Origin of the sequence: Streptomyces sp. NPDC001663 (assembly GCF_042893105.1) — a bacterium.
GTDB lineage: Bacteria > Actinomycetota > Actinomycetes > Streptomycetales > Streptomycetaceae > Streptomyces.
This window is the reverse complement of record NZ_JBIAUR010000010.1, coordinates 351,949-375,155: the sequence shown is the minus strand read 5'-3', so window position 1 is coordinate 375,155 and position 23,207 is coordinate 351,949. Positions and strand designations below refer to the sequence as shown.

23 protein-coding genes and 1 riboswitch are annotated in these 23,207 nt (G+C 71.7%); of the genes, 13 read left to right on the top strand and 10 right to left on the bottom strand.

Translation table 11 applies throughout. The features are described from left to right. Positions 1 to 40: 40 nt before the first annotated feature. Both ACFY1L_RS31855 and ACFY1L_RS31850 read right to left on the bottom strand, forming a co-directional pair. The gene (locus tag ACFY1L_RS31855; RefSeq protein WP_388831721.1) at positions 41 to 739 is read right to left on the bottom strand and encodes a L,D-transpeptidase family protein; all 699 of its coding nucleotides are present in this window, start codon (positions 737 to 739) and stop codon (positions 41 to 43) included. A 160-nt stretch (positions 740 to 899) separates the two neighbouring features. Beyond that, positions 900 to 1,697, bottom strand: a complete 798-nt coding sequence (locus ACFY1L_RS31850; RefSeq protein WP_388831719.1) for an SDR family NAD(P)-dependent oxidoreductase — start codon at positions 1,695 to 1,697, stop codon at positions 900 to 902. 49 nt (positions 1,698 to 1,746) lie between these two features. Here ACFY1L_RS31850 and ACFY1L_RS31845 point away from each other — a divergent pair, with 49 nt between their 5' ends. After that, positions 1,747 to 2,295 carry a hypothetical protein gene (locus ACFY1L_RS31845; RefSeq protein WP_388831717.1) on the top strand — a complete coding sequence of 183 codons (549 nt, stop codon included), beginning with the start codon at positions 1,747 to 1,749 and terminating at the stop codon, positions 2,293 to 2,295. Here ACFY1L_RS31845 and ACFY1L_RS31840 read toward each other — a convergent pair. From ACFY1L_RS31840 to ACFY1L_RS31825, 4 genes are all read right to left on the bottom strand, one after another. Next, complete coding sequence (locus ACFY1L_RS31840) at positions 2,286 to 3,200, bottom strand: SDR family oxidoreductase (RefSeq protein ID WP_388831715.1); 915 nt, start codon at positions 3,198 to 3,200, stop codon at positions 2,286 to 2,288. The genes ACFY1L_RS31845 and ACFY1L_RS31840 overlap by 10 nt on opposite strands. A gap of 109 nt (positions 3,201 to 3,309) precedes the next feature. After that, positions 3,310 to 3,684, bottom strand: a complete 375-nt coding sequence (locus ACFY1L_RS31835; protein ID WP_388831713.1) for a DUF4180 domain-containing protein — start codon at positions 3,682 to 3,684, stop codon at positions 3,310 to 3,312. 66 nt (positions 3,685 to 3,750) lie between these two features. Further along, positions 3,751 to 4,380: an MBL fold metallo-hydrolase gene (locus ACFY1L_RS31830; protein WP_388831711.1), complete on the bottom strand. Its 630-nt coding sequence runs from the start codon at positions 4,378 to 4,380 to the stop codon at positions 3,751 to 3,753. Then, positions 4,380 to 5,468: an S-(hydroxymethyl)mycothiol dehydrogenase gene (locus tag ACFY1L_RS31825; protein ID WP_388831709.1), complete on the bottom strand. Its 1,089-nt coding sequence runs from the start codon at positions 5,466 to 5,468 to the stop codon at positions 4,380 to 4,382. Before ACFY1L_RS31825 ends, ACFY1L_RS31830 begins: the two co-directional genes overlap by 1 nt. Before the next feature lie 179 nt (positions 5,469 to 5,647). Between ACFY1L_RS31825 and ACFY1L_RS31820 the strand changes: the two genes are divergently transcribed. After that, a complete protein-coding gene (locus tag ACFY1L_RS31820) occupies positions 5,648 to 7,402 on the top strand; it encodes an ABC transporter ATP-binding protein (RefSeq protein WP_388831707.1) in 1,755 nt (584 codons plus the stop codon). 6 nt (positions 7,403 to 7,408) lie between these two features. Here ACFY1L_RS31820 and ACFY1L_RS31815 read toward each other — a convergent pair whose 3' ends face one another. Then, the gene (locus tag ACFY1L_RS31815) at positions 7,409 to 8,254 is read right to left on the bottom strand and encodes a (2Fe-2S)-binding protein (RefSeq protein ID WP_388831705.1); all 846 of its coding nucleotides are present in this window, start codon (positions 8,252 to 8,254) and stop codon (positions 7,409 to 7,411) included. Positions 8,255 to 8,462: 208 nt separating this feature from the next. On the opposite strand from ACFY1L_RS31815, the gene ACFY1L_RS31810 reads away from it, so the two are divergent. From ACFY1L_RS31810 to ACFY1L_RS31770, 9 genes are all read left to right on the top strand, one after another. Continuing rightward, positions 8,463 to 9,455, top strand: a complete 993-nt coding sequence (locus tag ACFY1L_RS31810; protein WP_388831892.1) for a FecCD family ABC transporter permease — start codon at positions 8,463 to 8,465, stop codon at positions 9,453 to 9,455. Beyond that, positions 9,452 to 10,501 (top strand): FecCD family ABC transporter permease, encoded by a 1,050-nt coding sequence (locus tag ACFY1L_RS31805; protein WP_388831703.1) that lies wholly within the window; start codon positions 9,452 to 9,454, stop codon positions 10,499 to 10,501. Before ACFY1L_RS31810 ends, ACFY1L_RS31805 begins: the two co-directional genes overlap by 4 nt. Positions 10,502 to 10,569: 68 nt before the next feature. Then, positions 10,570 to 11,379 carry an ABC transporter ATP-binding protein gene (locus tag ACFY1L_RS31800; RefSeq protein WP_388831701.1) on the top strand — a complete coding sequence of 270 codons (810 nt, stop codon included), beginning with the start codon at positions 10,570 to 10,572 and terminating at the stop codon, positions 11,377 to 11,379. 34 nt (positions 11,380 to 11,413) lie between these two features. After that, complete coding sequence (locus ACFY1L_RS31795) at positions 11,414 to 12,433, top strand: ABC transporter substrate-binding protein (protein ID WP_388831699.1); 1,020 nt, start codon at positions 11,414 to 11,416, stop codon at positions 12,431 to 12,433. A gap of 87 nt (positions 12,434 to 12,520) precedes the next feature. Then, on the top strand, positions 12,521 to 13,696 hold the full coding sequence (locus ACFY1L_RS31790) for an acetyl-CoA carboxylase biotin carboxylase subunit family protein (protein WP_388831697.1): 1,176 nt from the start codon (positions 12,521 to 12,523) through the stop codon (positions 13,694 to 13,696). After that, a complete protein-coding gene (locus tag ACFY1L_RS31785; protein WP_388831695.1) occupies positions 13,693 to 15,372 on the top strand; it encodes an IucA/IucC family protein in 1,680 nt (559 codons plus the stop codon). Before ACFY1L_RS31790 ends, ACFY1L_RS31785 begins: the two co-directional genes overlap by 4 nt. After that, on the top strand, positions 15,369 to 16,562 hold the full coding sequence (locus ACFY1L_RS31780; protein ID WP_388831693.1) for an MFS transporter: 1,194 nt from the start codon (positions 15,369 to 15,371) through the stop codon (positions 16,560 to 16,562). Before ACFY1L_RS31785 ends, ACFY1L_RS31780 begins: the two co-directional genes overlap by 4 nt. Next, positions 16,562 to 18,295: an IucA/IucC family protein gene (locus ACFY1L_RS31775; protein WP_388831692.1), complete on the top strand. Its 1,734-nt coding sequence runs from the start codon at positions 16,562 to 16,564 to the stop codon at positions 18,293 to 18,295. The genes ACFY1L_RS31780 and ACFY1L_RS31775 overlap by 1 nt, the downstream gene beginning before the upstream one ends. Continuing rightward, complete coding sequence (locus ACFY1L_RS31770) at positions 18,292 to 19,494, top strand: type III PLP-dependent enzyme (RefSeq protein WP_388831690.1); 1,203 nt, start codon at positions 18,292 to 18,294, stop codon at positions 19,492 to 19,494. Before ACFY1L_RS31775 ends, ACFY1L_RS31770 begins: the two co-directional genes overlap by 4 nt. Before the next feature lie 90 nt (positions 19,495 to 19,584). Here the strand turns inward: ACFY1L_RS31770 and ACFY1L_RS31765 are convergent, their stop codons facing one another. Beyond that, a complete protein-coding gene (locus tag ACFY1L_RS31765) occupies positions 19,585 to 19,917 on the bottom strand; it encodes a hypothetical protein (protein WP_388831688.1) in 333 nt (110 codons plus the stop codon). Between the two features lie 171 nt (positions 19,918 to 20,088). Here ACFY1L_RS31765 and ACFY1L_RS31760 point away from each other — a divergent pair, with 171 nt between their 5' ends. Further along, positions 20,089 to 20,454, top strand: a complete 366-nt coding sequence (locus ACFY1L_RS31760) for a nuclear transport factor 2 family protein (protein WP_388831686.1) — start codon at positions 20,089 to 20,091, stop codon at positions 20,452 to 20,454. Between the two features lie 262 nt (positions 20,455 to 20,716). Beyond that, a riboswitch (ZMP/ZTP riboswitch) is annotated at positions 20,717 to 20,800 on the top strand. Between the two features lie 23 nt (positions 20,801 to 20,823). Further along, entirely contained in the window at positions 20,824 to 21,672 is an 849-nt protein-coding gene (locus ACFY1L_RS31755; RefSeq protein WP_388831684.1) for a bifunctional 5,10-methylenetetrahydrofolate dehydrogenase/5,10-methenyltetrahydrofolate cyclohydrolase, read from the top strand. Here ACFY1L_RS31755 and ACFY1L_RS31750 read toward each other — a convergent pair whose 3' ends face one another. Both ACFY1L_RS31750 and ACFY1L_RS31745 read right to left on the bottom strand, forming a co-directional pair. Continuing rightward, complete coding sequence (locus ACFY1L_RS31750) at positions 21,673 to 22,647, bottom strand: CU044_5270 family protein (RefSeq protein ID WP_388831682.1); 975 nt, start codon at positions 22,645 to 22,647, stop codon at positions 21,673 to 21,675. Beyond that, positions 22,640 to 23,191, bottom strand: coding sequence for an RNA polymerase sigma factor (locus ACFY1L_RS31745; RefSeq protein WP_388831680.1), 552 nt, complete (start codon positions 23,189 to 23,191; stop codon positions 22,640 to 22,642). Before ACFY1L_RS31745 ends, ACFY1L_RS31750 begins: the two co-directional genes overlap by 8 nt. Positions 23,192 to 23,207 lie beyond the last annotated feature (16 nt).

Sequence of the window (23,207 nt, the reverse complement as noted above, 5' to 3'; positions counted from 1 at the left end):
CGGATCAGCCCGACGTCGTGAGCCGGGTGCCTGTGCTGCGTCAGGTGCCCGGCTTGCGGCCGTAGACGAAGACGTCGTCGCCCGTCTTCAGCAGCGACCAGTACTTCTTCGCCGTGGTAGGGGTCATGTTGACGCAGCCGTGCGAGCCCGGCGGGTTCCACATGCTGAGGTTGACCGAGTGGAAGGCCTGGCCGCCGTCGAAGAACTGGCTGTACGGCATCGGCACGTTGTAGATGTTCGAGACGTGGTCGATGTCACGCCAGTAGATCTTCTTCAGGCCGGTGCGGGTCTCGTAGTGGTCGCGGCCGGTGCGGACCGGGACGGGGCCGTAGACGAGCCTGCTGCCGTCCTGGATCCAGCTGAGCTGGAGGGTGAGGTTCACGCAGGCGATGCGGCCCTTGTTGGTCGGGCACTTGCCGTCCTTGTTCGGGTTGTTCCCGACGGCCTTCTGCTTGTTCATGAGATCCATCACGCCCCAGGTGACGGACCCGGCGTAGCCGATGTTCGGCGTGATGCCGTGCTTGGTCTGGAAGGCCTTGATGGCCCTGCAGTCGGTGGCGGACTGCTTGCCGTCGACCGTCAGGCCGAGGAACTTCTCCACCTGCTTCTGGTACGGCCCGGTACTCGTGGTGCAGCCCGTGGCCGCATGTGCGGGCGCGGTGCCCAGTGCGAGCGTGAGCGGTGCCACCAGTCCGGTGATGCCGAGCGCGACGGCGCCCCGTCTGCGTATGTCCCCCATGGCCGGCCTTGCCTTTCGTGCGGAATGGACGTCTGATCTGCGATACCTGCCAGCTAGACCGGCATCCGGCGCGATCGGTTGCAGGGCTCACTCACGATGCGACGAAACGGTGACATTCGCAGTGCCCCAGGTCACAGCGTGATCATTGCCGCAGAAATGCTCAGACGTCCCTGTTCTGGCGCGTCGCCCTCAGGAATCCCGTGTTCACCGCGGTGACGCCGCCGTCGACCGTGAGGGCGGTGCCGGTGATCCAGGACGCGTCGCGGGACGCGAGGAAGGCGACGGCGGCGGCGATGTCGTCCGGCTCGCCGACCCGGCCCAGGGGATACAGGCTGCGCATGGCCTCGAGCTCGTCGTCGCGGCCCTCCCAGGCCGAGGTGCGTACCGTGCCGGGCACCACGAGGTTGACGCGGACACCGCGGGCGGCGACGTGCGCGGCCATGGTGCGGGTCAGCGAGCCGAGGCCGGCCTTCGCGGCGCTGTAGGCGTGGTTGCCGAAGTCCTGCAGGGCGTTGACCGAGCCGATGTTGACGATGGCGCCGCGGCCGGTGGCGGCCAGGTGCGGGAGGGCGGCGCGGCAGCAGCGGTAGGTGCCGCTCAGGGTGATGTCGAGGTCGAGGTCCCAGACGTCGTCCGGGCCGTCCTCGAAGAGCGGGGTGTCGGGGGTGCAGCGCCCCGCGCTGTTGACCAGAACCTCCAGCGAGCCGAACGCGTCGACTGCGTGCGCGACGGCCGCCTCCACGGATGCCCGGTCGGCCACGTCGCACGCCAACGCCTCGGCGGTCAGCCCCAGTTCACGCAGAGCGGCCGCGGTCTTCTCCGCCTCCGGCGGATCGACGTCGGTCACCAGGACCCGCGCCCCCTCTTCGGCGAGCCGCCGGGCGACGGCGGCGCCGATGCCGCGGGCGGCGCCGGTGACGAGAACTCCGTATCCCTCGAAGCGCTTGGTGTCAGCCATGGGCCGAACCTACTCCCGGAACGATCATCTGGGCAGATACGGTGCGCTCATGTCAGCGTTCATACAGCAACTTCCCGCGCTGATCGGTGTCGTCATCGGTGCGCTGGGCTCGTATCTGGCCGTGGTGCGGGGCGACCGGGCGAGATTCCGGCGCGAGCAGGCGGCGCGGTGGGAGGAGAGACGGCTGGCGGTGTACGGCGACTACGCACGGTCGGTGAAGGCGACGGTCACGGTGACGTACCGGGTCGCCGCCGAGCACGGCAACGACCCGCATCCCGATCCCCTCACCCTCGAAGAGGCCAAGCCGCTGCTGGCCGAGGCGACCACCGGCCGGGACCCCTCGGGCGAGGCCCTGATCATGCTGGGCAGCCCCGCGGTGGTGGACAAGGCACGGGCATGGGTCATGACGGCCATGGAGATGGAACGGTTCGTGCGCGAGGGCACGCGGGATCCGGAGGCCTGGCAGGCATTGCTGGAGCGGCAGCGCGTCGGACGTGAGGGCTACTACACGGCCGTACGGGAGGACCTCGGCCTCCCGCCCGGCCATTCGGCACGCTGGGCTTTCCCCGCTGCGGACCCGGTGTCGCCTCAGCGGTAGCCGGTCGTGTCCGCCGGCTTCCCCGCGTCCTGCACCTCGACGACGTAGCGCCAGGCGTCCGGGCGGCTGCCGTCCAGGTCCGTGAAGCCGTACTCCTGGGCGAGGGAGCCGCTGGAGAGGGACTCGCCGTTCCAGCGGGCCAGGTCCGGGTCGGCGGCGAGGGCGGCGACGGCCCGGCCGACGTAGCGCGGGGTCTCGGAGATGGCGAAGTGGGGGACGCGGTCGAGGGCGTCGCGCCAGTTGTCCTCGCGCACGCCGAAGTTGTCGAGCATCATCTCCGAGCGCAGCCAGCCCGGGGTCAGGGCGACGGCGGTGGCGCCGCGGGGCCCGAGTTCACGGCCGAGGGCGAAGGCCATGCGCAGGACGGAGGCCTTGGCCAGGTCGTAGAAGAAGGAGTTGCGGTAGTTCGCGCGGTTGTAGTCGTCCGTGCCGTCGGTCATCTCCACGACCAGTCCGCCAGGACGGCGCAGGAGCAGCGGCAGGGCGTGGTGGCAGGTGATCGCGTGGGTCTCGACGGCGAGCCGGAGCAGCCTGAGCCCGTTGTCGAGGTCGTGCTCCCAGACGGGGCTGTCCCACTCGAAGAGCTTCTCGCCGCCCCAGATGTCGTTGACGAGGACGTCGAGGCGACCCTGCTCGTCCGCGATGCGGTCCACGAGGGCGCGGACCTGGGCGGGGTCGAGGTGGTCGGTGGGGACCGCGATGCCCTGGCCACCCGCCTCGGTGACGAGGTCGGCGGTGTCCTCGATGGTCTCGGGGCGGTCGTACTCGGAGCGCTGTGCGCGGGTGCTGCGTCCGGTGACGTAGACGGTGGCGCCGGCCGCGCCGAGCTCCACGGCGATCCCGCGGCCCGCGCCGCGTGTCGCTCCGGCTACCAGCGCGACCTTGCCCTTCAGCGGCTGTGACATGTCCGGCCTCCCGTTGAACGCGTTTGTCACCTTCACACTGCCGGGTAAGCCGGACATCTTCTGTCGTCTTTACGGGCGCGTCTTCTTCAGGGGGCTACTCCCCCGATGATCAGTTGCGGAGCCGGAGTTTCGCCTCGAGTTCGTCGAAGTCCGCCAGGATCCAGACCTGCCTGCCCTGGTTGGTCTCGTGCACGAAGTCGCGCAGGGCGGAGCTCTCGGTGACGTGCCGGGACACGTCCCCCACCACGGCGAGGCGCACCCGGTAGTTGACGAACTTCTGCATGACCGCGCCCGCGACCCCCGACCGCAGCCGGAAGAACTCGTCGGCCACCCGCTCGGCAGGCACGGCAACCAGCTCGGCGTCCTGGCCCATCGCGTCGCCGATCAGATCGAGCGCGGCGCGCTCACCGTCCAGCAACGGGCCGTCGGAAGCCAGGCGCAGGACGCGTACGTCATGCAGGGTCACGAGCGTGTTGGTGGTCATGGGGCGTGATCGTACGGTCGCGTCACGCCCGCGACCACGGCTTTTCCGGTCCGGCAGGTTCCGGCCTCAGTGCCCCCGGGTGATCCACTCCTCCAAGTGCGGGGCCTCGGCGCCGATGGTGGTCGGATCCCCGTGTCCGGTAAGGACTCTGGTCTCGGGCGGGAGGCTGAGCAGGCGGTCCCGGATCGAGTCGATGATGGTCGGGAAGTGCGAGTACGACCGTCCCGTGGCACCGGGGCCGCCCTGGAAGAGGGTGTCTCCGGTGAAGACGACGCCGAGGCCGGGATCGTGGAGGCAGACCGCGCCCGGCGCGTGGCCAGGAGTGTGGATCACCGTCAGGTCGGCCCCCGCCGCCTCGATGACCTGGCCGTCGACCAGATGGGCGTCGGGGTCGCGGTCGGGGTGCGTCTGCTTCCACAACGGCAGGTCGTCGGGGTGCAGCCAGATGGTGGCGCCGGTGCGGTCGGCGAGGGCGGGTGCGGCGTCGATGTGGTCGTTGTGGGCGTGGGTGCACACGATGGCCGTCAGCCGCCGCTCGCCGACGGCTGCGGCGATGGCGTCGGCGTCGTGCGCGGCGTCGATGACGATCACCTCGTGGTCGTCGCCGACCAGCCACACGTTGTTGTCCACGTCCCAGGTGCCGCCGTCCAGGCTGAACCGGCCCGAGGTGACAAGGCGTTCGATCCGTGCGGTCATCACAGCACCACCACCGAGCGCAGCACGTCGCCGTGGTGCATCCGCTCGAAGGCCTTCTCCACCGCGTCGAGTTCGATGGTCTCGGTGACGAACGCGGCCAGGTCCAGGCGGCCTTGCAGGTGCAGGTCGATGAGCATCGGGAAGTCCCGGGAGGGCAGGCAGTCGCCGTACCAGGACGACTTCAGCGCCCCGCCCCGGCCGAAGACGTCCAGCAGCGGCAGTTCGAGCTTCATTTCCGGAGTCGGCACGCCGACCAGGACGACGGTGCCGGCCAGGTCGCGAGCGTAGAAGGCCTGCTTGTAGGTTTCCGGGCGGCCGACCGCCTCGATGACGACGTCCGCGCCGAAACCGCCGGTCAGCTCACGGATCGCCTCCACCGGGTCGCTCTCGCGCGAGTTGACGGTGTGGGTGGCACCCATCTCGCGGGCCTTGGCCAGCTTGTTCGCGTCGATGTCCACCGCGATGATCTTCGCGGCGCCGGCCAGCCGCGACCCTGCGACGGCCGCATCGCCCACCCCGCCGCAGCCGATCACGGCGACCGTGTCGCCGCGGCCGACGCTGCCGGTGTTGATGGCGGCGCCGATGCCCGCCATCACCCCGCAGCCGAGCAGCCCGGCCACCTGCGGCGCCACGCCCGCGTCGACCTTGGTGCACTGGCCGGCCGCGACCAGGGTCTTGTCCGCGAAGGCGCCGATGCCCAGCGCCGGGGAGAGCTCCTGACCGGTCGAGGCGAGGGTCATCTTCTGCTTGGCGTTGTGGGTGTTGAAGCAGTACCAGGGCCGCCCGCGCAGACAGGCCCGGCACTGCCCGCACACCGCACGCCAGTTGAGGATCACGAAGTCACCGGGCGCCACGTCCGTGACCCCCTCCCCCACGGACTCCACGACGCCGGCCGCCTCGTGGCCGAGCAGGAAGGGGAAGTCGTCGCTGATGCCGCCCTGCTTGTAGTGCAGGTCGGTGTGACACACCCCGCAGGCCTGGATCTTCACCACGGCTTCGCCCGGACCCGGGTCGGGCACGACGATCGTCTCCACCCGCACCGGCTCACCCTTGCCCGGTGCGATCACGCCCCGTACTTCCTGCGCCATGGTGTAGAACCCTTCCGTCAGCCTCGGTCCGTCCCTCCCGACCCTACGGGTGACTGATCGGTAACGGCATCGACGCTCCCGCCGACAGCCCCTCACACCGCCCCTGCAGCGCAAACGGCAGGCCGTGCGAGAGACGGCGGACGTAGCCTGAATGCTCCGCACCACTGCTGAGGAGCGCCGTGACCATCGCAGAGACCCGGACCGGCCGGCCCGCCTGGCGGCTCCTGCTCGAATACGTACGGCCGCACCGGTGGACGCTGCTCGCGGGCGCCCTGCTCTCGCTGGTCACGGGCGCCACCGGGCTGCTGCTGCCGCTGGTGGCGCGGGGGCTGATCGACGACCTGTCGCACGACCGGGCCATCACGGGCGCTCTGCTCGCCATGTCGGCCCTCGTGGTCGCCAACGCGGCGCTGGGCGCGCTGGGCTCGTACGTGCTGCGGCGCACCGCCGAGTCGGTGGTGCTCGGCGCGCGGCGCGCCCTGTCGTCGTATCTGCTGCGGCTGCGGATCACGGCGGTGGACCGCAGCGAGCCGGGCGATCTGATGGCCCGTATCACCTCGGACACCACGCTGCTGCGCGAGGTCACCACCGATTCGCTGGTCGGTCTGGGCACCGGCGGGCTCACGCTCATCGCGACCGTGGTGATGATGGGCCTGGTGGAGCCGGTGCTGCTCGCGGTCACGCTGGCGGTGATCGCCGGTGCGGGCACGGTGCTCGGTGTGATCGTGCCGCGCATCAACCGGGCGAGTCGGCAGGCGCAGGACGCGGTCGGGGTCATGGGCGCCTCGCTGGAACGGATTCTCGGCGCGCTGCGCACGGTGAAGGCGTCCGGTGCCGAGCACCGGGAGGAGGAGACCCTGCACGCGGCCGCCGAGGAGTCGTGGCGGCAGAGCGTGCGGGCCGCCAAGTGGTCGGCGGCGGCGGGCAATACGGCCGGTCTCGCGATGCAGATCGCGTTCATCACGGTCCTCGCGGTGGGCGGGGCGCGGGTCGCGACCGGCGCCATCGGGGTCGGCACGCTGGTCGCGTTCCTGCTGTACGTCTTCTATCTGATGTCGCCGATCCAGCAGGTGGTCGGCGCGATCACGCAGTACCAGACGGGCGCCGCCGCCCTCGCCCGCATCGAGGAGGCGCTGAGCCTGCCCGCCGAACCGGCGGCCCGGCCCGCCCCGTTGCCCTCCCCCGGCGCCGAACCGGCCGCGCTCGCCTTCGACGACGTGCGCTTCCGGTACGCCGACGATCTGCCGTACGTCCATCACGGCGTGACGTTCGCGGTGCCGGCCCGGGGCATGACGGCGTTCGTCGGACCGTCCGGCGCGGGCAAGACCACGGTCTTCTCGCTCATCGAGCGCTTCTACGACCCCGAGTCCGGTGCGATCACGCTGGACGGGCGCGCGCTGGAGGAGTGGGAGCTGGCTCAACTCCGGTCCGCGATCGGCTATGTGGAGCAGGACGCGCCGGTGCTGTCGGGGTCGCTGCGGGACAACCTGCTGCTGGGCAACCCGGAGGCGGGGGACGACACCCTCACCCGCGTGCTCAAGACGACCCGCCTGGACGGTCTGGTCTCCCGGCTGCCGCGCGGCGTCGACACGCTGGTGGGGCACCGCGGCACCAAGCTGTCGGGCGGTGAACGCCAGCGCGTCGCCATCGCCCGCGCCCTGCTGCGCCGCCCGCGGCTGCTGCTCCTGGACGAGGCCACCTCGCAGCTCGACGCGGTGAACGAGGCGGCGCTGCGCGACACGGTCGCCGATGTCTCCCGTACGACCACGGTGCTCGTCGTCGCGCACCGGCTGTCCACGGTGACGATGGCCGACCGGATCGTGGTCATGGACGCGGGCCGGGTCCGCGCGGTGGGCACCCATCGCGAACTCGTGGCCGCCGACCCGCTCTACGCCGAGCTGGCGGCCACGCAGTTCCTGGCGACGGCCGACTGACCCCGCTCAGCTCCCGAGTCGGCGCAGTCGCTCCGCGTCGCAGGTGCGGGGGCAGGTCGCGCAGGCCTCGGCGGGCCGGATGGCGTAGAACATGCAGCACCCGGTGCGCGTTCTGGTGGCGTGGCGCCGGGAGTCCTCGCCGACCAGGTACCGGAAGTCGGCGCCGTCCGGATACGGCGGGACGGCGATCGGCAGCACCTCGGTGGCCGCCCGGACGGCGGCGCCCTCCTGGCCGAGCATCCGGCCGAGATACCAGATGCCGGAGACGAGGTCGTCGCCGACCATGCCCCACAGGGCGCGCGCCCGCCGTCGCGCCACGGGACCGATCGCGGCCAGCAGCGGACGCATGTGATCGGCGACCGCCATGCGCAACGCGGCCCGCAGCGGCTCTTCCTGAGACAGCGTCAGCACTCCGGGGAAGCCGGCGAAGGGGTCACCGGCCAGGCAGGCCAGCTCGGTCCCGGGTGTGATCACATATGCCCCCGCGTCGAGGTCCAGCCGCAGATCCTCCGGCCGGATCCTCGGCACCCTGCGCTCGAGGTACCAGGCGCCGCCCATCAACAGACCCACGGTCCAGGCGTAGTCGTGCAGAGCGCGCGAGGCGGCGACGTCACGGCGCGCGGCGACGTCGTAGCGGTTCTGGATGCGGGCCGCCTCGGCGTCGACGAAGGCGTCCAGGGCCTCCGGGTCCGACACCAACTCGGCGGCCGTGAAGCCGACTTGGGTCACCTCGTCGCCCGGTTCCGCGACCCGCACGGTCAACCCTTCGCAGACGTCCGCCAACCGCCGGTACACATCGCCCAGGGTATGCGTGACGGCACTCGACGGCAGGGTCTTCAGGGCGACGGACATGGGCGCTCCCACACAGGGGTTTCAAAGACTACTGGAAAGGCAAGGCTTACCTTACTTCACACCTGGTGAGATTGATCAATGAGCCCCTCGCGGCATGCGATCGCGAAATCCCCACGTCACAGCGACCACATGGTCGCTTGAAAAGTAAAGGAAGGCTCACCTAAGCTCACGGCTTGTGACCGCCACCCCACCGGGTGCACCCAGCGGTGTGCCCTTCCACGCCCTCAGACATCTCCCCCTGTTCCTCGTCGGCCTCACCGCCCTGGCGCTCTGCACGGCGCTGAGCCTCGCTCTCGGCGCACGTTCGGTGCCCCTGTCGACGGTGGCCGACGCGCTGTTCGGCCACACCCACGGCCGGGAGGCGCTGGTGGTGACCGGGCTGCGGCTGCCGCGGACCGTCATCGGTCTGGCGGTCGGGGCGGCACTCGGGGTCGCCGGGGCCGTGGCCCAGGGCATCACCCGCAACCCGCTCGCGTCGCCGACCACCCTCGGCATCAACGCGGGCGCCGGTTTCGCGGTGGTGGTCGCGATCTACGCGCTGAAGCTCAACGACCCAGTGCAGTATGTGTGGTTCGCGTTCGCCGGCGCCGCGGGCGCGGCCCTGTTCGCCCAGGCGCTCGCCCGCCGCGCGGGGGACATCGATCCCGTACGGCTCGCGCTCGGCGGCACCGTCCTCCAACTCGTGCTGCTGTCCTGGACGTCGGCCGTGATGCTGCTGAACCAGCGCACGCTCGACGAGGCCCGCTTCTGGCTGGCCGGCTCCCTGTCCGGCAGGCCGCTGGACGTGCTGTGGCCGGTGCTGCCGACCCTGCTGCTCGGCCTGGTGGTCGCCCTGGCGGTCTCCCCCGCCCTCAACGCCCTTGCCCTGGGCGACGATTCGGCCCAGGCACTCGGCGTCCCGGTGGCCCGCATCCGGCTGGCCGGCGGCCTCGCGGTCGTGCTGCTCGCCGGGTCGGCGGTCGCCGTGGCCGGTCCGATCGCCTTCATCGGCCTCGCCGCACCCCATCTCGTACGACCGCTGCTGGGCGGCGACCACCGACTGCTGGTGCCCGGCTGTCTCATCGCGGGACCGTTGCTGCTGCTGTCGGCCGACGTGCTCGGCCGAATGGTGATCCGGCCCTCGGAGCTGGAGGTCGGCATCGTGACTGCGTTCCTGGGCGCGCCCCTGCTGGCGCTCCTTGCGCGGAAGGTGGCCCGATGACCGCCGCTGCCGCAGGCCTCCGTACGAAGTCCGCTTCCCGGGTCCCGGTGCGTCACCGCGTCCTGTTGTTCGCCGCGACCGGTCTCGTCGCGCTGTTCGTGCTGCTCACCGTGTCCCTGACGACGGGTGAGATGCCGATGCCCGCGACCACCGCGCTGCGTGCGCTGGTCGGCCTCGGGGATTCGGGGGATGTGCTGGTGGTGCAGCAGTTCCGGGCGCCGCGGGCGGTGGCGGCGATCGTCGCCGGAGCCGGGCTGGGCGCGGCGGGCTGTGTGCTGCAACGGTTGTTCCGCAATCCCCTGGCGTCCCCGGATGTCATGGGCGTGACAGGCGGGGCGTCGCTGGGCGCGGTCGCGCTGGTCGCCGCCGGGGCCTCGCAGCTGCTGATCCCGGTCGGGGCGCTGGGCGGGGGGCTGCTCGCGGCGCTGCTGCTGGGCGTGTTCGCCTGGCGGTCCGGGCTCGCCGTGACCCGGCTGGTGCTGACCGGGCTCGCCGTGCAGGCCGGCCTTGCCGCCGCCGTGAACCTGATGATCGTGCGCTTCCCGGCCGAGCTCGCCGGGTCGGCGCTGCAGTGGACGACCGGTTCGGTGTACGGGCGGACGTGGACGGAGGTGTGGGGCGCGGGCGGCGCCATGGTGCTCGCGCTCACCGTCGCCCTGGTACTGCACCGCAGGCTGGCCGTGCTGGACCTCGGGGACGACTCGGCGGGCGCGCTGGGAGTCAGGACGTCGGCCGCACGTCTCCAACTCCTCTTCGTCGCCGTGGCGTTGGCGTCGCTGGCCGCCGCGCTCGCCGGTCCGGTGACGTTCGTGGCGCTCGCGGTGCCGCACATCGTGCGGTTCGTGACCGGGCCGCCGACCGCCGCCTCGCTGGGCCTGGCGAGTCTCACCGGAGCGGTGCTGCTGCTCGCTTCCGACCTGGTGGTGCAGCATCTGCTGCCCGTCGAGGGACTTCCGGTGGGCGCGGTCACGGCCACGCTCGGGGCGCCCTGGCTGCTGGTCCTGATGTTCCGGCAGAGCTCGCCCGTGCAGAGGAGTCACGCATGACCGGCGTATCGAAGACGGGCCACGAACCACGTACGGCCGGAGCACAGCAAGCGCATCAGGAGCCGCACATGACCAACCAGCTCGAAACCCGAGGCCTCGATCTGCGCTACGGCGACCGGGTCGTCGTCGGCGGGCTCGACCTGACGCTGCCTGGCGGCGCCGTCACCGCGATCGTCGGGCCCAACGCCTGTGGAAAGTCGACCCTGTTGCGCGGTCTGAGCCGCCTGCTGGCGCCGTCCGCCGGCAGTGTCACACTCGACGGCGCCGACATCCACCGGATGCCCGCCCGCACCCTGGCCCGCCGGATGGGACTGCTGCCACAGCAACCGGTCACACCGGAGGCGATCACCGTGGAGGCGCTCGTACGCCTGGGCCGCTATCCGCACCAGCGGCTGCTCAGTCCCTGGTCGGCCGCCGACCAGCAGGCGGTGGAGGCCGCCCTGGAGCGCACCGGCACCGCGGCCCTGCGCGACCATCCCGTCGACCGGCTCTCCGGCGGTCAGCGTCAACGCGCCTGGATCGCGCTGGCGTTGGCGCAGGACACCGAGCTGCTCCTGCTCGACGAACCGACCACCTTCCTCGACCTCAGGCACCAGCTCGACGTGCTCGACCTGGTCGCCGCCCTGCACGCCGAGGCGGGCCGCACCGTGGTGATGGTGCTGCACGACCTCGGACAGGCCGCCCGCTACGCCGACCACATGGTGGTCCTCAAGGACGGCCGTCTCGCCGCCGCCGGCGCCCCGGCCGACGTACTGGACGCGGACCTGGTCAGGTCCGTGTTCGAGGTGGACTGCCGGGTGATCCCCGACCCGGAGACCGGCACCCCGCTGATCGTTCCGAAGAGCAGTGCGGTGCGGCACACCGCCGCGCCCGCCTGACCCGTAACACCCCTACCAGAAGGACCAACCCCCCATGTTCAAGCGCTCTCCCCTGCGCGGAATCGGCCGGCTGATCGCCGTGCTGCTGTCCGTCGTGCTCGGTACGGCCGTACTGGCCGCCTGCGGCAGCGAGAAGACCGACGCGGCCGACACCGCGAAGGCCTCCGGCTCCTCGTCGGCCGGCTTCCCGCGCACCCTCAAGACCGTGATGGGCGACGTCAAGATCCCGTCGAAGCCCAAGCGGGTCGTCGTGCTCGACACCGGTGAACTGGACGACGTCACCCTGCTCGGCATCGACCCGGTCGGCGCGGTCGCCCCGCACTTCAAGACCGAGGGCGGCTTCCCGAGGTATCTGAAGGGCGAGTTGAGCGGCACCGCCGACGTCGGTCCGCTGCTCGAGCCCAACCTGGAGAAGATCGCCTCGCTCAAGCCCGATCTGATCCTGTCCTCCAAGGTCCGCCACGAGAAGGTCTACGACAAGCTCAGCGCCATCGCCCCGACCGTCTTCACCGAGACCACCGGCGGTGTCTGGAAGCAGAACCTGAAGGTGCACGCCGAGGCGCTGGGCCTGGAGAAGGAGGCCGCGGCGAAGCTCAAGGAGTACGAGACACAGGCCAAGGCGCTGGGTGCGGCGATCAAGAAGAAGGACGGCGGCACCATGCCGACCGCGTCCGTGGTCCGCTTCATCGCCGGTCCGACCCGTCTGTACCAGTCCAACTCCTACAGCGGTGTCGTCCTGAACGACATCGGCTTCAAGCGGCCCAAGTCCCAGGTCTCCGACGACCCCGACGTCACGATGAAGGACGTCAGCCCGGAGGAGATCGACCAGGCCGACGCCGACCTGGTCTTCGTCACCTCGGCCGACGTCGACGACAAGACCCAGAAGAAGCAGGTCACCTCCAACCCGGTCTGGAAGTCCCTGCCGGCCGTCAAGGACGGCAAGGTCTACGAGGTCCCGGACGAGACCTGGATGTCCGGCATCGGCGTCCAGGCCGCCGAGCAGATGCTCAAGGACGTGGCGAAGGCCACCGGCGTGGAGCTCCCGAAGAAGTAACTCCCGCTCTTTCGGGGCGGGTCGCACCCGGCACGGCCTCGGCCCGCCCCCAACCCCCCACCCGCCAGCGGAAGTTGTTCCTCACCCATGCGTCTGTACCTGCTTGCCCTCAACCCGACCGACTCCGTCACCGAAGGCTTCCTGCCCGCCGCCGCCCAGATGGGCCTGGACGTAACCGTCCTCACCGACCAGCCCGACGCGCACCGCCGCACGTACCCGGACATCGAGGTCCTGGCGTGCGACGTCCGCGACCACCGGGCGGTCATCACCCGGATCTCGACGCACCACCGCCCCGACGCCGTCTTCACCAACAGCGACCACCTCCAGACCCAGGCCGCCCTTGCCGCCGACTACTTCGGGCTTCCCGGCAAGGACTGGCGGGCCGCCCTGCGCACCAAGGACAAGGCCGAGATGCGGCGCCGGCTCGCCGCGGCCGGCGTGGACACGGTCTGGTCGGCCGAGCTGACCGAGGCGGTCGCGCCGGACGAGACGCCGTACCCATGTGTGCTCAAGCCGCGCGAGGGCGTGGCCAGCGAGGACGTCGTCCTCGTCGACGGCCCGGAAGAGCTCGTGGCTCACGCCAAGGAGATCCTCGAGCGGCGCCCAGGCGCCGTCCTGGTCGTCGAGGAGTACCTCCCCGGCGAGCTGTACACCCTGGAGACCCTCGGCGACGGACAAGTCCGCCATGTCCTGGGCGGTTTCCACACCGAGCTGTCGCCGCCGCCGTACTTCATCGAGGAACGCCTCACCTACGTCCCCGCCCACCCCGAGCCGGTCGTCGCGCAGGTCCTCGCCCAACTGGACTCCCTGGGCGTCGGATTCGGCGCCTGCCACACCGAGTTCGTGGTGCACGACGGCCGGGCGCGGATCATCGAGGTCAACTACCGTGCCATCGGCGACCAGTGCGACCTGCTGCTGGCCCGGCTGCTGCGGATACCGCTCTTCGAGCTGATCCTGCGCACCCACCTGGGCGAGCCGCTCCCCGCCGACCTGGGCGCCCGCGGCGACGGCGCCGCGCGCCTGGAGTACCCGTGCGCCGACCGCGCCGGAACCCTGACGCACGCCCCTGTCGCCGCAGAACTCACCGTCGCCGACGTGCATCTGACGTACCGTCCGCTGCGCGAGGTGGGCGAACGCCACGAGCTCTACCGCACCAACCGCGACTACCTCGGCGTCCTGCGGGCCGTCGGCACCGACCAGGCGACGGTCGCCCGGATGTCGGCCGACTTCCTGGGCGCGCAGCGCTGGGAGATCCAGCCGTGACCGCACCGACCGTGACGGACGGCTGCGAGGCGGAGCTGGTCACGCGCGTGCTGAGCGCCCTGCTGCGCGAGGACGTGGTCGGCCTGCGCACCCGCAGCACACTCCTGCGCCGGCCGGACGGCGACTGGCTGCGGCTGCCCGCCGGGCAGGACGCCCTGTTGCTCCCGGTCGCCGAGGACGGCTACCAGTGCGAGTACGCGGCCCGGCTGCCCCTGCTCGTCCGCGAGTCCGACGGCTGCGAGCTGACCTCGTACGACGTGGTGCTCGGCGTGCTGCGGGCGCTCGCCGAGCCGGAGGACCGGAGCGGCTTCGACGCCTTCGCCGAGGAGTGCCGGCAGACGCTGGCCACTCTGCGGCTGCACACGGCGACGCGGGCGGAGGTCCTGGCCGGACTCGGAGACCTGGCCACCGGCCTGGGCGGCGGCCTGGTATACGACACGCTCGCCGCCCGTCTCGACCATCCCGTCTATCCGACCGCGCGCGGCCGCTCGGGACTCACCGAGGATCAACTGCGCGCCTACGCACCGGAGTTCCACCCGCGCTTCGCGCTGCGCTGGCTCGCCGTGCCCCGGGAGGCGGTCACCCTGACCGGCAACCTCCCGGAGGTCTGGCCCATGCCCGCGACGCTCGGCCTGGATGCGCTGCGGGACACCCATGTGCCGCTGCCCGTCCATCCGTTGACCGTCGAGGCCCTGTCGGCCGCCGGTCTCCCGGACGGAGCGGTCCTCGCCGACCGCACCCACCTGGACGTCGTACCCACCCTGTCGATGCGCACGGTCGCCACGGTCGCGGACCCGTCGCTGCATCTCAAACTCCCCCTGGCCACGGCGACGTTGGGCCTGCGCAACAAGCGGACCGTCAAGCCCGGCACCCTCGTCGACGGGGCGGCGGGGCAGCGGCTGCTGGAGGCGGTGATCGCCCGCGAGCCGCGCTTCCGTGACACGATCCTGCACGCCGACGAGACGACGTACGCACATGCCGGTCACGAGCTGCTGGCCGTCCTGTGCCGCCGCTACCCGGCCGGCCTCGACGACGCGGCGGTCGTGCCGCTGGCCGCCCTCCTCGCCGAGGCGCCCGACGGGCGGCAGGTCGTCGACCACCTCGCCGACCGCTTCTACGGCGGCGACCCGCTCGCCCTGCTGGACGCCCTCCTGACGCTGCTGTTCGACTGGCAGACCACGCTCTTCGGCTACGCCATCGCGCTGGAGTCGCACCAGCAGAACATCTCGGTGGTGCTGCGGCCGGGTGAGCTGCGACTGCTGTTCAAGGACAACGACGGGCCGCGCATCAACTCCGTGCGACTGGATGCCGTACTCCCGGGGCCGTGGGGCTTCGACGACGCGCGGATCTTCGGTACGGACGACGGGCCGGTGGCCGACGTGTTCGCGACGATCACGGTCCATCTGTGCGCGGGCGCCTACGCATTCGGGCTGCCGAAGCAGCGCGAGGCCGTGCTTCGTCTCATACGCACCCGGTTGACGGAGTCGGTGGACCGGCTCGGTGGCGACGCGGGAGCCGTCCTGCGCGCCCGCGTGCTGAACGCGCCGCGGTTGCCGGTGAAGGCGATGGTGACGGCCGGCACGCTGCTCTCCAAGGAACGCTCGGGTGCCGCCGACATCAACAAGCACTACACCACCGGCCCCAACTACCTGCTGTCCGGCGGTGGTTCGGTATGAGCACTCAGGCCCTGCGGATGCCGCGGTCCGGGTTCGGCCGCGGTCATGTGCACGCGGTGGCCGGCTGCTACTTCGTGGCGTCCTTCGCGGCGCTCGGACTGCCGCCGTATCTCACCGAGATCCTGCCGGAGTTGGGCGATCACCGGGCCCGCTGGGCGGGCGTGCTCTACGTCGTGCCGACCGTGTTCGGGGCACTCGGTGCCCCGCTGTGGGGGCGGCTGGCGGATCGCTACGGCCGTAAACGACTGCTGCTGCGGGCCCAGTTGGGGCTCGCCGTGGCCTTCCTGCTCGCCGGCTGGGCGGACTCGCTGGTCACCTTCACGGTGGCGCTCGTGCTCCAGGGCATCCTGGGCGGCACGTTCGCCGCGTCCAACGGATACCTGGGCGCCGCCCTGCAGGGTCCGGCCCTGTCCAAGGCGCTCACGTTGATGCAGGGCAGCGCGCGGGCAGCGCTGGTCGTGGCGCCGATCGTGGTCGGCTCGCTGTCCGGGTGGCTGTCGCCGCACCGCCAGTACGCCCTGCTCGCCGTACTGCCGCTCACGGCCGCCCTGTTGCTCGCGGCGCTGCCCGAACCGGAGCCCGTCGAGCAGCCTCAGGGCGAGCCCGAGACGGACCGGACGACACCGATGGTCCCGCTGAAGACCCTGTACGCCCTGGAGTTCGCCTTCGTGTTCTCCACCGTCATCTCCTTCCCGTACCTGATCGCACTGGTCGACGACCGGCTGCCCGGAACCTCGCCCGCGCTGTCCGGTGTCCTGTTCGCCCTGCCCCACCTGGTCTATCTGGTGTCGGCGCTGGCGGTGCACTCCGCGTTCCGGGACCGTCCGCGGGCCGGGATCGCGTTCGGCTTCGCCTGTATCGCGCTCGGGCTGGCCGGGCACGGGGTCGCCGGTTCGCTGACCACGTTGATCGCCGTACGACTGCTGCTGGGCGCCGGTCTCACGCTCGGCCTGGTGTGTCTGTCGGTGCTGGCCGCCGACTGCGCCAGGGGCCGTGCGCCGGGCGGCATGTTCGGCTCGCTGGAGTTCTTCTCCAAGGCCGGCGCGGTCGCCGCCGGCGTGGCCGCGGCGGCGGGCAGTGCTCGCTTCGGACCGGCCGCACCCGTGCTGATAGGCGGCACCGCTGCCGCCGTCACCGTCCTCGCGACCCTCCTGACCACCCTGAACCACCGCACCCGCCGGAGCCGCTGATGCCTTCCCTGACCGACTCGCTCGGCAGCACCGCCGCCCCCGCCGCCCTGCCCACCGCCGACGAGGCGACGGCCCACACCCTCCTCAACTGCCTGCTGCGCGAGGTGTCCGGACCCGAGCACCAGTCCGTCGTCACCGACGGCCGCCTGCTGCTGCGCCTGCCCCGCCGCGGGGTCCTGCTGCGCGTGGCCCTGCGCCGCACCTCACTGCTCGGCGCGCACCGCTTCACCGGCCCGGTCGCCGAACAGCGCGACGGCGAGTGGACCGAGGTGGACTGGCGGCGGCTGGCCGAGTACACGCACGACGAGCTGTCGCTGCGTACGGGGGTGAGCAACGAGGAGTTCCTGGAGCAGCTCGCCTCCAGCCACGAGGCCGTCGCGACCTCGCTGGCCGCCACGCGCGCGGTGTCGGCCCCGGACGACCGGCTCTCCGCCTACCTGGCCTCCGAGCAGTCCCTCCTGTTCGGCCACCGCTTCCACCCGACGCCCAAGGCCCGCACCGGCGATCCGCGCGCCTGGTCCGCGTACGCCCCGGAGGTCGGCGCCTCCTTCCCGCTGCGGCACCTCGCGGTCCGCGCCGGCCTGATTGCCGAGGAGTGCGCCGCCGCCTCGGCCGTCGCCCCGCTGGACGGGCTGCGCTCGGACGTCCCCGACGGCTACCGGCTGCTGCCCGCCCACCCCTGGCAGTACGAGGCGCTGCGCGAACATCCCTTGCTGCGCGCCGCTCTCGACCGCGGGGACGTTCTCGACCTCGGCCAGGGCGGGCGACCCTTCGCCGCCACCGCGTCGGTGCGGACGCTGTACGACGGGGAGACCTTCCTCAAGTTCAGCCTGAACGTGCGCATCACCAACTGCCTGCGCAAGAACAGCAGTTACGAGCTGTCCGGCGCCGTCGCCCTGACCCGCGCCCTGGCCCCGGCCCTCGCCGAGCTGGCCGAGCGCTTCCCCGGCAGCGCGGTCCTCCGCGAGCCCGCCTACCGCACGCTCGCCCTCCCCGGCCCGGACGGTGCCCCGGACCGCGAGCTGCTGGAGGGCTTCGGCGTCATCGTCCGCGAGGGCCTCCCGCACCGCCTCGCCCCGGGCACCACTCCCCTGCTCGCGGCGGCCGTCGCCGACGAGTACCCGACCGGCGCCGCCCACATCTCCCGTCTGCTGGAGGGAGCGGACGTACGGACGGCCCTCGCCTGGTGGTCGTCGTATCTGGACCTGCTGGTCCCGCCCGTCCTGTCCGCCTACTTCGAGCACGGCCTGGTCCTGGAACCCCATCTCCAGAACGTCCTGATCTGCGTCGACGGCGACGGCAGGCCCGCCCAGGTGCTCTTCCGCGACCTGGAGGGCACCAAGCTGGTCCCCGAGCACCACGCCGAGACGCTGGCGGCGCTGCCGCCCGAGGTCGCGGGCCCGATGACGTACGACGCGCAGCGCGGCTGGGACCGGGTCGTCTACTGCCTGCTGGTCAACCACGTCGCAGAGCTGCTCGCCGCCCTCGCCGACCTGTACCCGCAGGCGGAGGCCGCGCTGTGGGCCCGGGTGCGCGCCACGCTCGAAACGCACGCCGACCAGTACGGCTGCCCGCCCCGCCTGGCCGCCCTGCTCGCCGGAGTGCCGCTGCCCGCCAAGGCCAACCTGCTCACCCGCTGGGAGCGCAGGGCCGACCGGGACGCCGGTTACGTCCGGCTGCCGTCCCCGCTCGCCGAGGACATCCTGCGCGACTCGAACGGAAGCCCCCGATGACCGCCCCTACATCCGCGGCCCGCGACCACGCCCTGTCCCTGCCGTCCGCCGAACTGCCCGCGTACCTCTACGACTTGGCGGCCCTGCGCACGCACGCCGCCGCTGTACGGGACGCCCTGCCCGAGCGGGTCGAGCTGTACTACGCCGCCAAGGCCAACCCGGAGCCGGAGATCCTCGCCGCGCTCGGTTCCTACGTCGACGGGTACGAGGTCTCCTCGGGCGGTGAACTCGCCCATGTCGCCAAGGCGGTTCCGGGCCGGCCGCTCGCCTTCGGCGGTCCCGGCAAGACCCCCGCCGAGGTGACGGCGGCACTGGAACTGGGCGTCGACCGTTTCCATGTGGAGAGCGAGTACGAGCTGCGCATGCTGGCCGAGTTGGCGCGCAGCTGCGCGCCAGGGCGGCAGGTGGCGGTGCTGCCGCGCGTCAACCTGCCTGTCACAGACGGGTCGTTGGCGGGGAGTGCGCTGGCGATGGGCGGCCGTCCGACGCCGTTCGGTCTTGATCCGGTGCGGGCGGTCGAGGTCGTCCGGGCCCTCGCCGACGGCACGTATCAGAACCTCGAACTACGGGGAATTCACGCCCACTTGGCCAGCGGCCTGGAGGCGGCGGAGCAGCTGGCGGTGGCCGAGTCCGTCGTAACCTGGGCCATGGGTCTGGGCGTTCCGCTCTCCGAAGTGAACGTCGGCGGCGGCATGACCGTCGACTACACCGCCCCCGAACGCCGATTCGACTGGGCGGCATACGGCGAAGGGCTCGCCCGGCTGACCGAGGCGCACCCCAGGCTGACCCTGCGCATCGAGCCGGGGCGGGCACTGACGGCCTACTGCGGCTGGTACGCCACCGAGGTGCTGGACGTGAAGCACAGTCATGGCGAGGAGTTCGGCGTCGTCCGAGGCGGCACCCACCATCTGCGGACCCCCGCCACGAAGGGACACGACCAGCCCTGTTCCGTACTGCCGGTGGACACCTGGCCGCACCCGTGGCCGCGGTCGGCGGCCGAGGGCGAACGGGTCACGTTGGCCGGGCAGCTGTGCACCCCGAAGGACGTCCTGGCCCGGCGTGTCCCGGCTCCCGGGCTCAGGGCGGGCGACCGGGTGGTGTTCTCGCTGGCGGGCGCCTACGCGTGGAACATCTCCCACCACGATTTCCTGATGCACCCCGCGCCAGGCTTTCACTTCCTCGATGCGTCCGTCACGTGAAAGTCAATTCACAGACCGGACGTCAAAGCGGAGGGCCGCCCGGCTCTCCGGACGGCCCTCCTTGGGACGCGCGATGCGGCGTCGATCCGCTCAACGGCCCCAAGCAGCCCAGTTGGCCTGCATGTCGGCGACCCGGTGCAACTGCTTGAGATCCCTGATGCTCCTGAGCTGCTCCACCTGCTCGGGCCGCGGAGCCTGCGGCTTGGTCTCCTTGGTCTCCCTGGTCGCCTCGGGTGCCTTGCGCTCCACCGGCACGGCGGTGGCGCTGAGCGCGTCGACCGTGGTGATCGGGTTGAGCAGGTCGGTGCCCGGGACGGCCGCGTTCGCGACAGCCGCTTCGTCCGCATGCGCCAGCGGCGCGACGAGGCCGGTGAGCCCTGCGGCGAGACCAACGGCGGTGACGATACGTCGTGTTGAGATCATGAATTCAGCAACGGCACCGGGCGCCCGGCGGACACGGGGGTGCCGCTTCGCTCACCCGTCAGGCGCAGCGGTCGGCTGCGCTTGCCGAGCCTGCCGGGGCGGAGGAGTCTCGAAGGTGAGCCCCTCGCGGCCCGGGCTCCTGTCGGGTCGCGGCCCTCGAAGGAGGTCACCATGGGCACCGCGGCAACGCCCGCCTTCAGCGCCGACACTCTGCGCCGGGGCGTCGAAGCACACACGGCGGCAGATCTTCTGTCGCTCTACGCGGACGATGCGCAGATACGCATCGTGGACCGCAACACCCAACCCAGCCAGCCCAAGATCCTGCGCGGTCGCGAGGAGATCGGGGCACTTCTCGAGGACATCTACAGCCGTGACATGACGCACAAGGTCGACCAGTGCATCGTCCAGGGCGACCATGCCGCCTACAGCCAGTCGTGCCGGTACTCGGACGGGACGCGTGTCCTGGCCGAGTCGATGATCACGCTGCGCGACGGGAAGATCACAGATGAGGTCCTGATCCAGGCATGGGACGAGTAGGAAGCAGAACCGCGAGGGTCCAGGTCACAACCCGGTTGACCTGGACCTTCTCGGCGCGTGCGGCGCTGGGGCGAGTGCGTGCGGCCCGGCCTCGGCGGCCAGGACGGGTTTCCGCGGCGGAAGGGCTGGCGTCCGTCGCTCTGCTGCGGTCGGTGCTGCGGGCGGTGCGACCTCGCCCGCTTCCGCCGGCACAGCATGCCGGCCGTGGACGCAGGCGGCGCATCCTGCGTCGATGAGCCGTATCCACGGCCTCGGTTAGGCTGGTGGCGGCCGTGACTGGCGCTGAGGTGGAGCACCACCGGGGAGCGGCCACGCAGAGTCGATGCCGTGCGCCTGGGCGATCCCGTCACACCAGCCCAGGAGTGGATCATGTCTCAGGCCCGGCTCATGGACGGCACCGCACTCGCCCGGCGCATCGTCGAGGACACCGCCAAGCGCGCGGCCGACCTCACGGAAACCACGGGCACGACCCCCTGTCTGGCCACGGTGCTGGTCGGCGAGGACCCCGCCTCCGTCACGTACGTCCGCATGAAGCAGAACCGCTGCCGCAAGGCCGGCATCGAGTCCCGGCACGTGGCGCTGCCCGCCGCCACGACCACCGGAGAACTCCTAGGAAAACTGCGGGAGTTGTCGGAGGACCCCGGTGTGCACGGCATTCTGCTCCAGCACCCGATGGGCGAGCACATCGACGAGCGGGCGGCGTTCGAGGCGATCGCCCCCGAGAAGGACGTCGACGGCGTCACCTTCGCCTCCTTCGCGACGATGAGCTTCGGCCTGCCGGGCTTCGTCTCCTGCACCCCCGGCGGGATCATGCGGCTGCTCGACGAGTACGACGTCGACCCGTCCGGAAAGCGGGCCGTGGTCGTGGGCCGCAGCGCCATCCTCGGCAAGCCGGTCGGCATGCTGCTGCTCGCCCGCGACGCGACGGTGACGTACTGCCACTCCCGCACCCGGGACCTGTCGTCGGTGGTCCGGGAGGCGGACATCGTGGTCGCCGCGGTGGGGCGGCCGCGGCTGATCCGGGGCGAGGACATCAAGCCCGGCGCCGTCGTGATCGACGCCGGGTACAACCCGGGCAACGTCGGCGACGTCGACTTCGACTCCGCGTTGGAGAGGGCCTCGCTCATCACTCCGGTGCCGGGCGGGGTCGGTCCGATGACGATCGCCACGCTGCTCGAGCAGACCGTCGATGCCGCCGCCCGGCAGCTCGGGGTGTGATCAGCGCATCCAGGCGCTGTAGTCCTCGACGTCGCCGGCCTTGACGCCGTACTCCGGCTCCGCCTCGGTCAGGACGGTCTCCAGGCCGAGGACGGCGCCGGTGGACGGGTCCATGATCAGCATTCGCCGGAAGCCGGAGCCCTCGTACACATAGGCCTGGCCGCGCCGGCCGAGCCGGTCGGTCACCTGGCCGACCGGGCGCAGTCCCTCGGTGTCCGCCAGGAGCCGGGCGAGCGTCGCGGACTCGCGGGCGCCGAGGGTCCAGTGGTCGAGCAACACCTGGACACCGTCGAGGAGTTCGGGGGTGCCGAACGTCGTGCGGGTGTACGTGGCCTCCTTCAGGTAGGCCCGCAGCTGTGCCGTGTCGTGCGGCGGCGGGGACTCGGGCGGTGCGTCGCTCCAGCTCGGCGGATAGGTCTGCCGGCTGATGACGTGGCCGTCCTCGACCAGGTGGGGATCGCCGCCGTCGTCGCGCAGGACCGGCCGGCCCGGGTGCCGCGGGTCGGTCGCGACCACGAGTTCGGTGTGGCTGCCGTCGGCCTTCCAGCGCACGACCCGCTCCTCGGGGAGGGTGACCGGGGGCTTGTCATCGCTCATGCCCATGCTCCAGGACTGCACGTGCGTGCCCTTGCGCAGCTTCGACGCGGCTTCCTTGGCAGCCAACTGTGCTGCCCGGTCGGCCAGTTGATCCAGTGGTACGGGGGTTGAGTCGGCCTGGACGACCAGTGCGCGGGGTGCGGCGACCGCCGGGGCGGTGCTCGGACCGCCGAGCGTCAGCGTCAGGGCGGTCGCGGCGACGACGGCGGTGGCAGCGAGGCCCCAGACCAACCGGGTGCGGCGACGGGGGCCGGGCCGGTCGTGCAGCAGCCGGTCGAGCCGCCGCTCGGCGTTGTGGTCCAGGGGGCCCTCGCCGAAGTGGGGGCCGTCGGCCGGCACCGGGTTGGCGCGGCGCAGGAGTTCGAGTTCGTCAGCCATGGCCGTGTTCCTTCAAGGGGATCGCGTCGGCGGAGGTCGCGGTGGGACGCACGCGGTCTATCTCGGCTCTCAGCCGGCGCCGGGCGCGGTGCAGCCGCATCGACGCGGCCCGTGTGCCGCAGCCGAGGGCGACGGCGACCTCGTCGATGCCCAGTTCCTCCCATGCCGTCAGGCGCAGCACCTCCTGGTCGGCCTCGGACAGCCGGGCCAGCGCTTCGTGCACCCAGCCACCGGGGGTGTCCGTGTCGGGGCTGTCCACGATGTGCCGGCCGTGCGCGGTCTCGTCGTTGCCCAGGCGGTCGACCAGCCGCCTGCGCCGTCCGTAGCCGCGTACCGCGTTCGACAGGCAGTTGCGTGCCACGCCGTACAGCCAGGGCAGCGGGGACCCCGGAAGGTCGGCCCGGCGTCGCCAGGCGACCGTGAACACCTCCGCCACCACTTCCTCCACCTCGCCGGCCCGCCCGTCCAGTCGCCGCGCGACATAGCGGCTGACCGACCAGTAGTGCTCGCGATAGGCAGCGGCGAAGATCTCGTCGTTGCTCATGTTCCGTTCGTGTCCG

What these genes read in the sequence shown, in the direction of transcription:
- ACFY1L_RS31855 (WP_388831721.1), bottom strand. Translation starts at nt 739, where the DNA reads ATGGGGGACATACGCAGACGGGGCGCCGTCGCGCTCGGCATCACCGGA.
- ACFY1L_RS31850 (WP_388831719.1), bottom strand. Translation starts at nt 1,697, where the DNA reads ATGGCTGACACCAAGCGCTTCGAGGGATACGGAGTTCTCGTCACCGGC.
- ACFY1L_RS31845 (WP_388831717.1), top strand. Translation starts at nt 1,747, where the DNA reads ATGTCAGCGTTCATACAGCAACTTCCCGCGCTGATCGGTGTCGTCATC.
- ACFY1L_RS31840 (WP_388831715.1), bottom strand. Translation starts at nt 3,200, where the DNA reads ATGTCACAGCCGCTGAAGGGCAAGGTCGCGCTGGTAGCCGGAGCGACA.
- ACFY1L_RS31835 (WP_388831713.1), bottom strand. Translation starts at nt 3,684, where the DNA reads ATGACCACCAACACGCTCGTGACCCTGCATGACGTACGCGTCCTGCGC.
- ACFY1L_RS31830 (WP_388831711.1), bottom strand. Translation starts at nt 4,380, where the DNA reads ATGACCGCACGGATCGAACGCCTTGTCACCTCGGGCCGGTTCAGCCTG.
- ACFY1L_RS31825 (WP_388831709.1), bottom strand. Translation starts at nt 5,468, where the DNA reads ATGGCGCAGGAAGTACGGGGCGTGATCGCACCGGGCAAGGGTGAGCCG.
- ACFY1L_RS31815 (WP_388831705.1), bottom strand. Translation starts at nt 8,254, where the DNA reads ATGTCCGTCGCCCTGAAGACCCTGCCGTCGAGTGCCGTCACGCATACC.
- ACFY1L_RS31805 (WP_388831703.1), top strand. Translation starts at nt 9,452, where the DNA reads ATGACCGCCGCTGCCGCAGGCCTCCGTACGAAGTCCGCTTCCCGGGTC.
- ACFY1L_RS31800 (WP_388831701.1), top strand. Translation starts at nt 10,570, where the DNA reads ATGACCAACCAGCTCGAAACCCGAGGCCTCGATCTGCGCTACGGCGAC.
- ACFY1L_RS31795 (WP_388831699.1), top strand. Translation starts at nt 11,414, where the DNA reads ATGTTCAAGCGCTCTCCCCTGCGCGGAATCGGCCGGCTGATCGCCGTG.
- ACFY1L_RS31790 (WP_388831697.1), top strand. Translation starts at nt 12,521, where the DNA reads ATGCGTCTGTACCTGCTTGCCCTCAACCCGACCGACTCCGTCACCGAA.
- ACFY1L_RS31780 (WP_388831693.1), top strand. Translation starts at nt 15,369, where the DNA reads ATGAGCACTCAGGCCCTGCGGATGCCGCGGTCCGGGTTCGGCCGCGGT.
- ACFY1L_RS31775 (WP_388831692.1), top strand. Translation starts at nt 16,562, where the DNA reads ATGCCTTCCCTGACCGACTCGCTCGGCAGCACCGCCGCCCCCGCCGCC.
- ACFY1L_RS31770 (WP_388831690.1), top strand. Translation starts at nt 18,292, where the DNA reads ATGACCGCCCCTACATCCGCGGCCCGCGACCACGCCCTGTCCCTGCCG.
- ACFY1L_RS31765 (WP_388831688.1), bottom strand. Translation starts at nt 19,917, where the DNA reads ATGATCTCAACACGACGTATCGTCACCGCCGTTGGTCTCGCCGCAGGG.
- ACFY1L_RS31760 (WP_388831686.1), top strand. Translation starts at nt 20,089, where the DNA reads ATGGGCACCGCGGCAACGCCCGCCTTCAGCGCCGACACTCTGCGCCGG.
- ACFY1L_RS31755 (WP_388831684.1), top strand. Translation starts at nt 20,824, where the DNA reads ATGTCTCAGGCCCGGCTCATGGACGGCACCGCACTCGCCCGGCGCATC.
- ACFY1L_RS31750 (WP_388831682.1), bottom strand. Translation starts at nt 22,647, where the DNA reads ATGGCTGACGAACTCGAACTCCTGCGCCGCGCCAACCCGGTGCCGGCC.
- ACFY1L_RS31745 (WP_388831680.1), bottom strand. Translation starts at nt 23,191, where the DNA reads ATGAGCAACGACGAGATCTTCGCCGCTGCCTATCGCGAGCACTACTGG.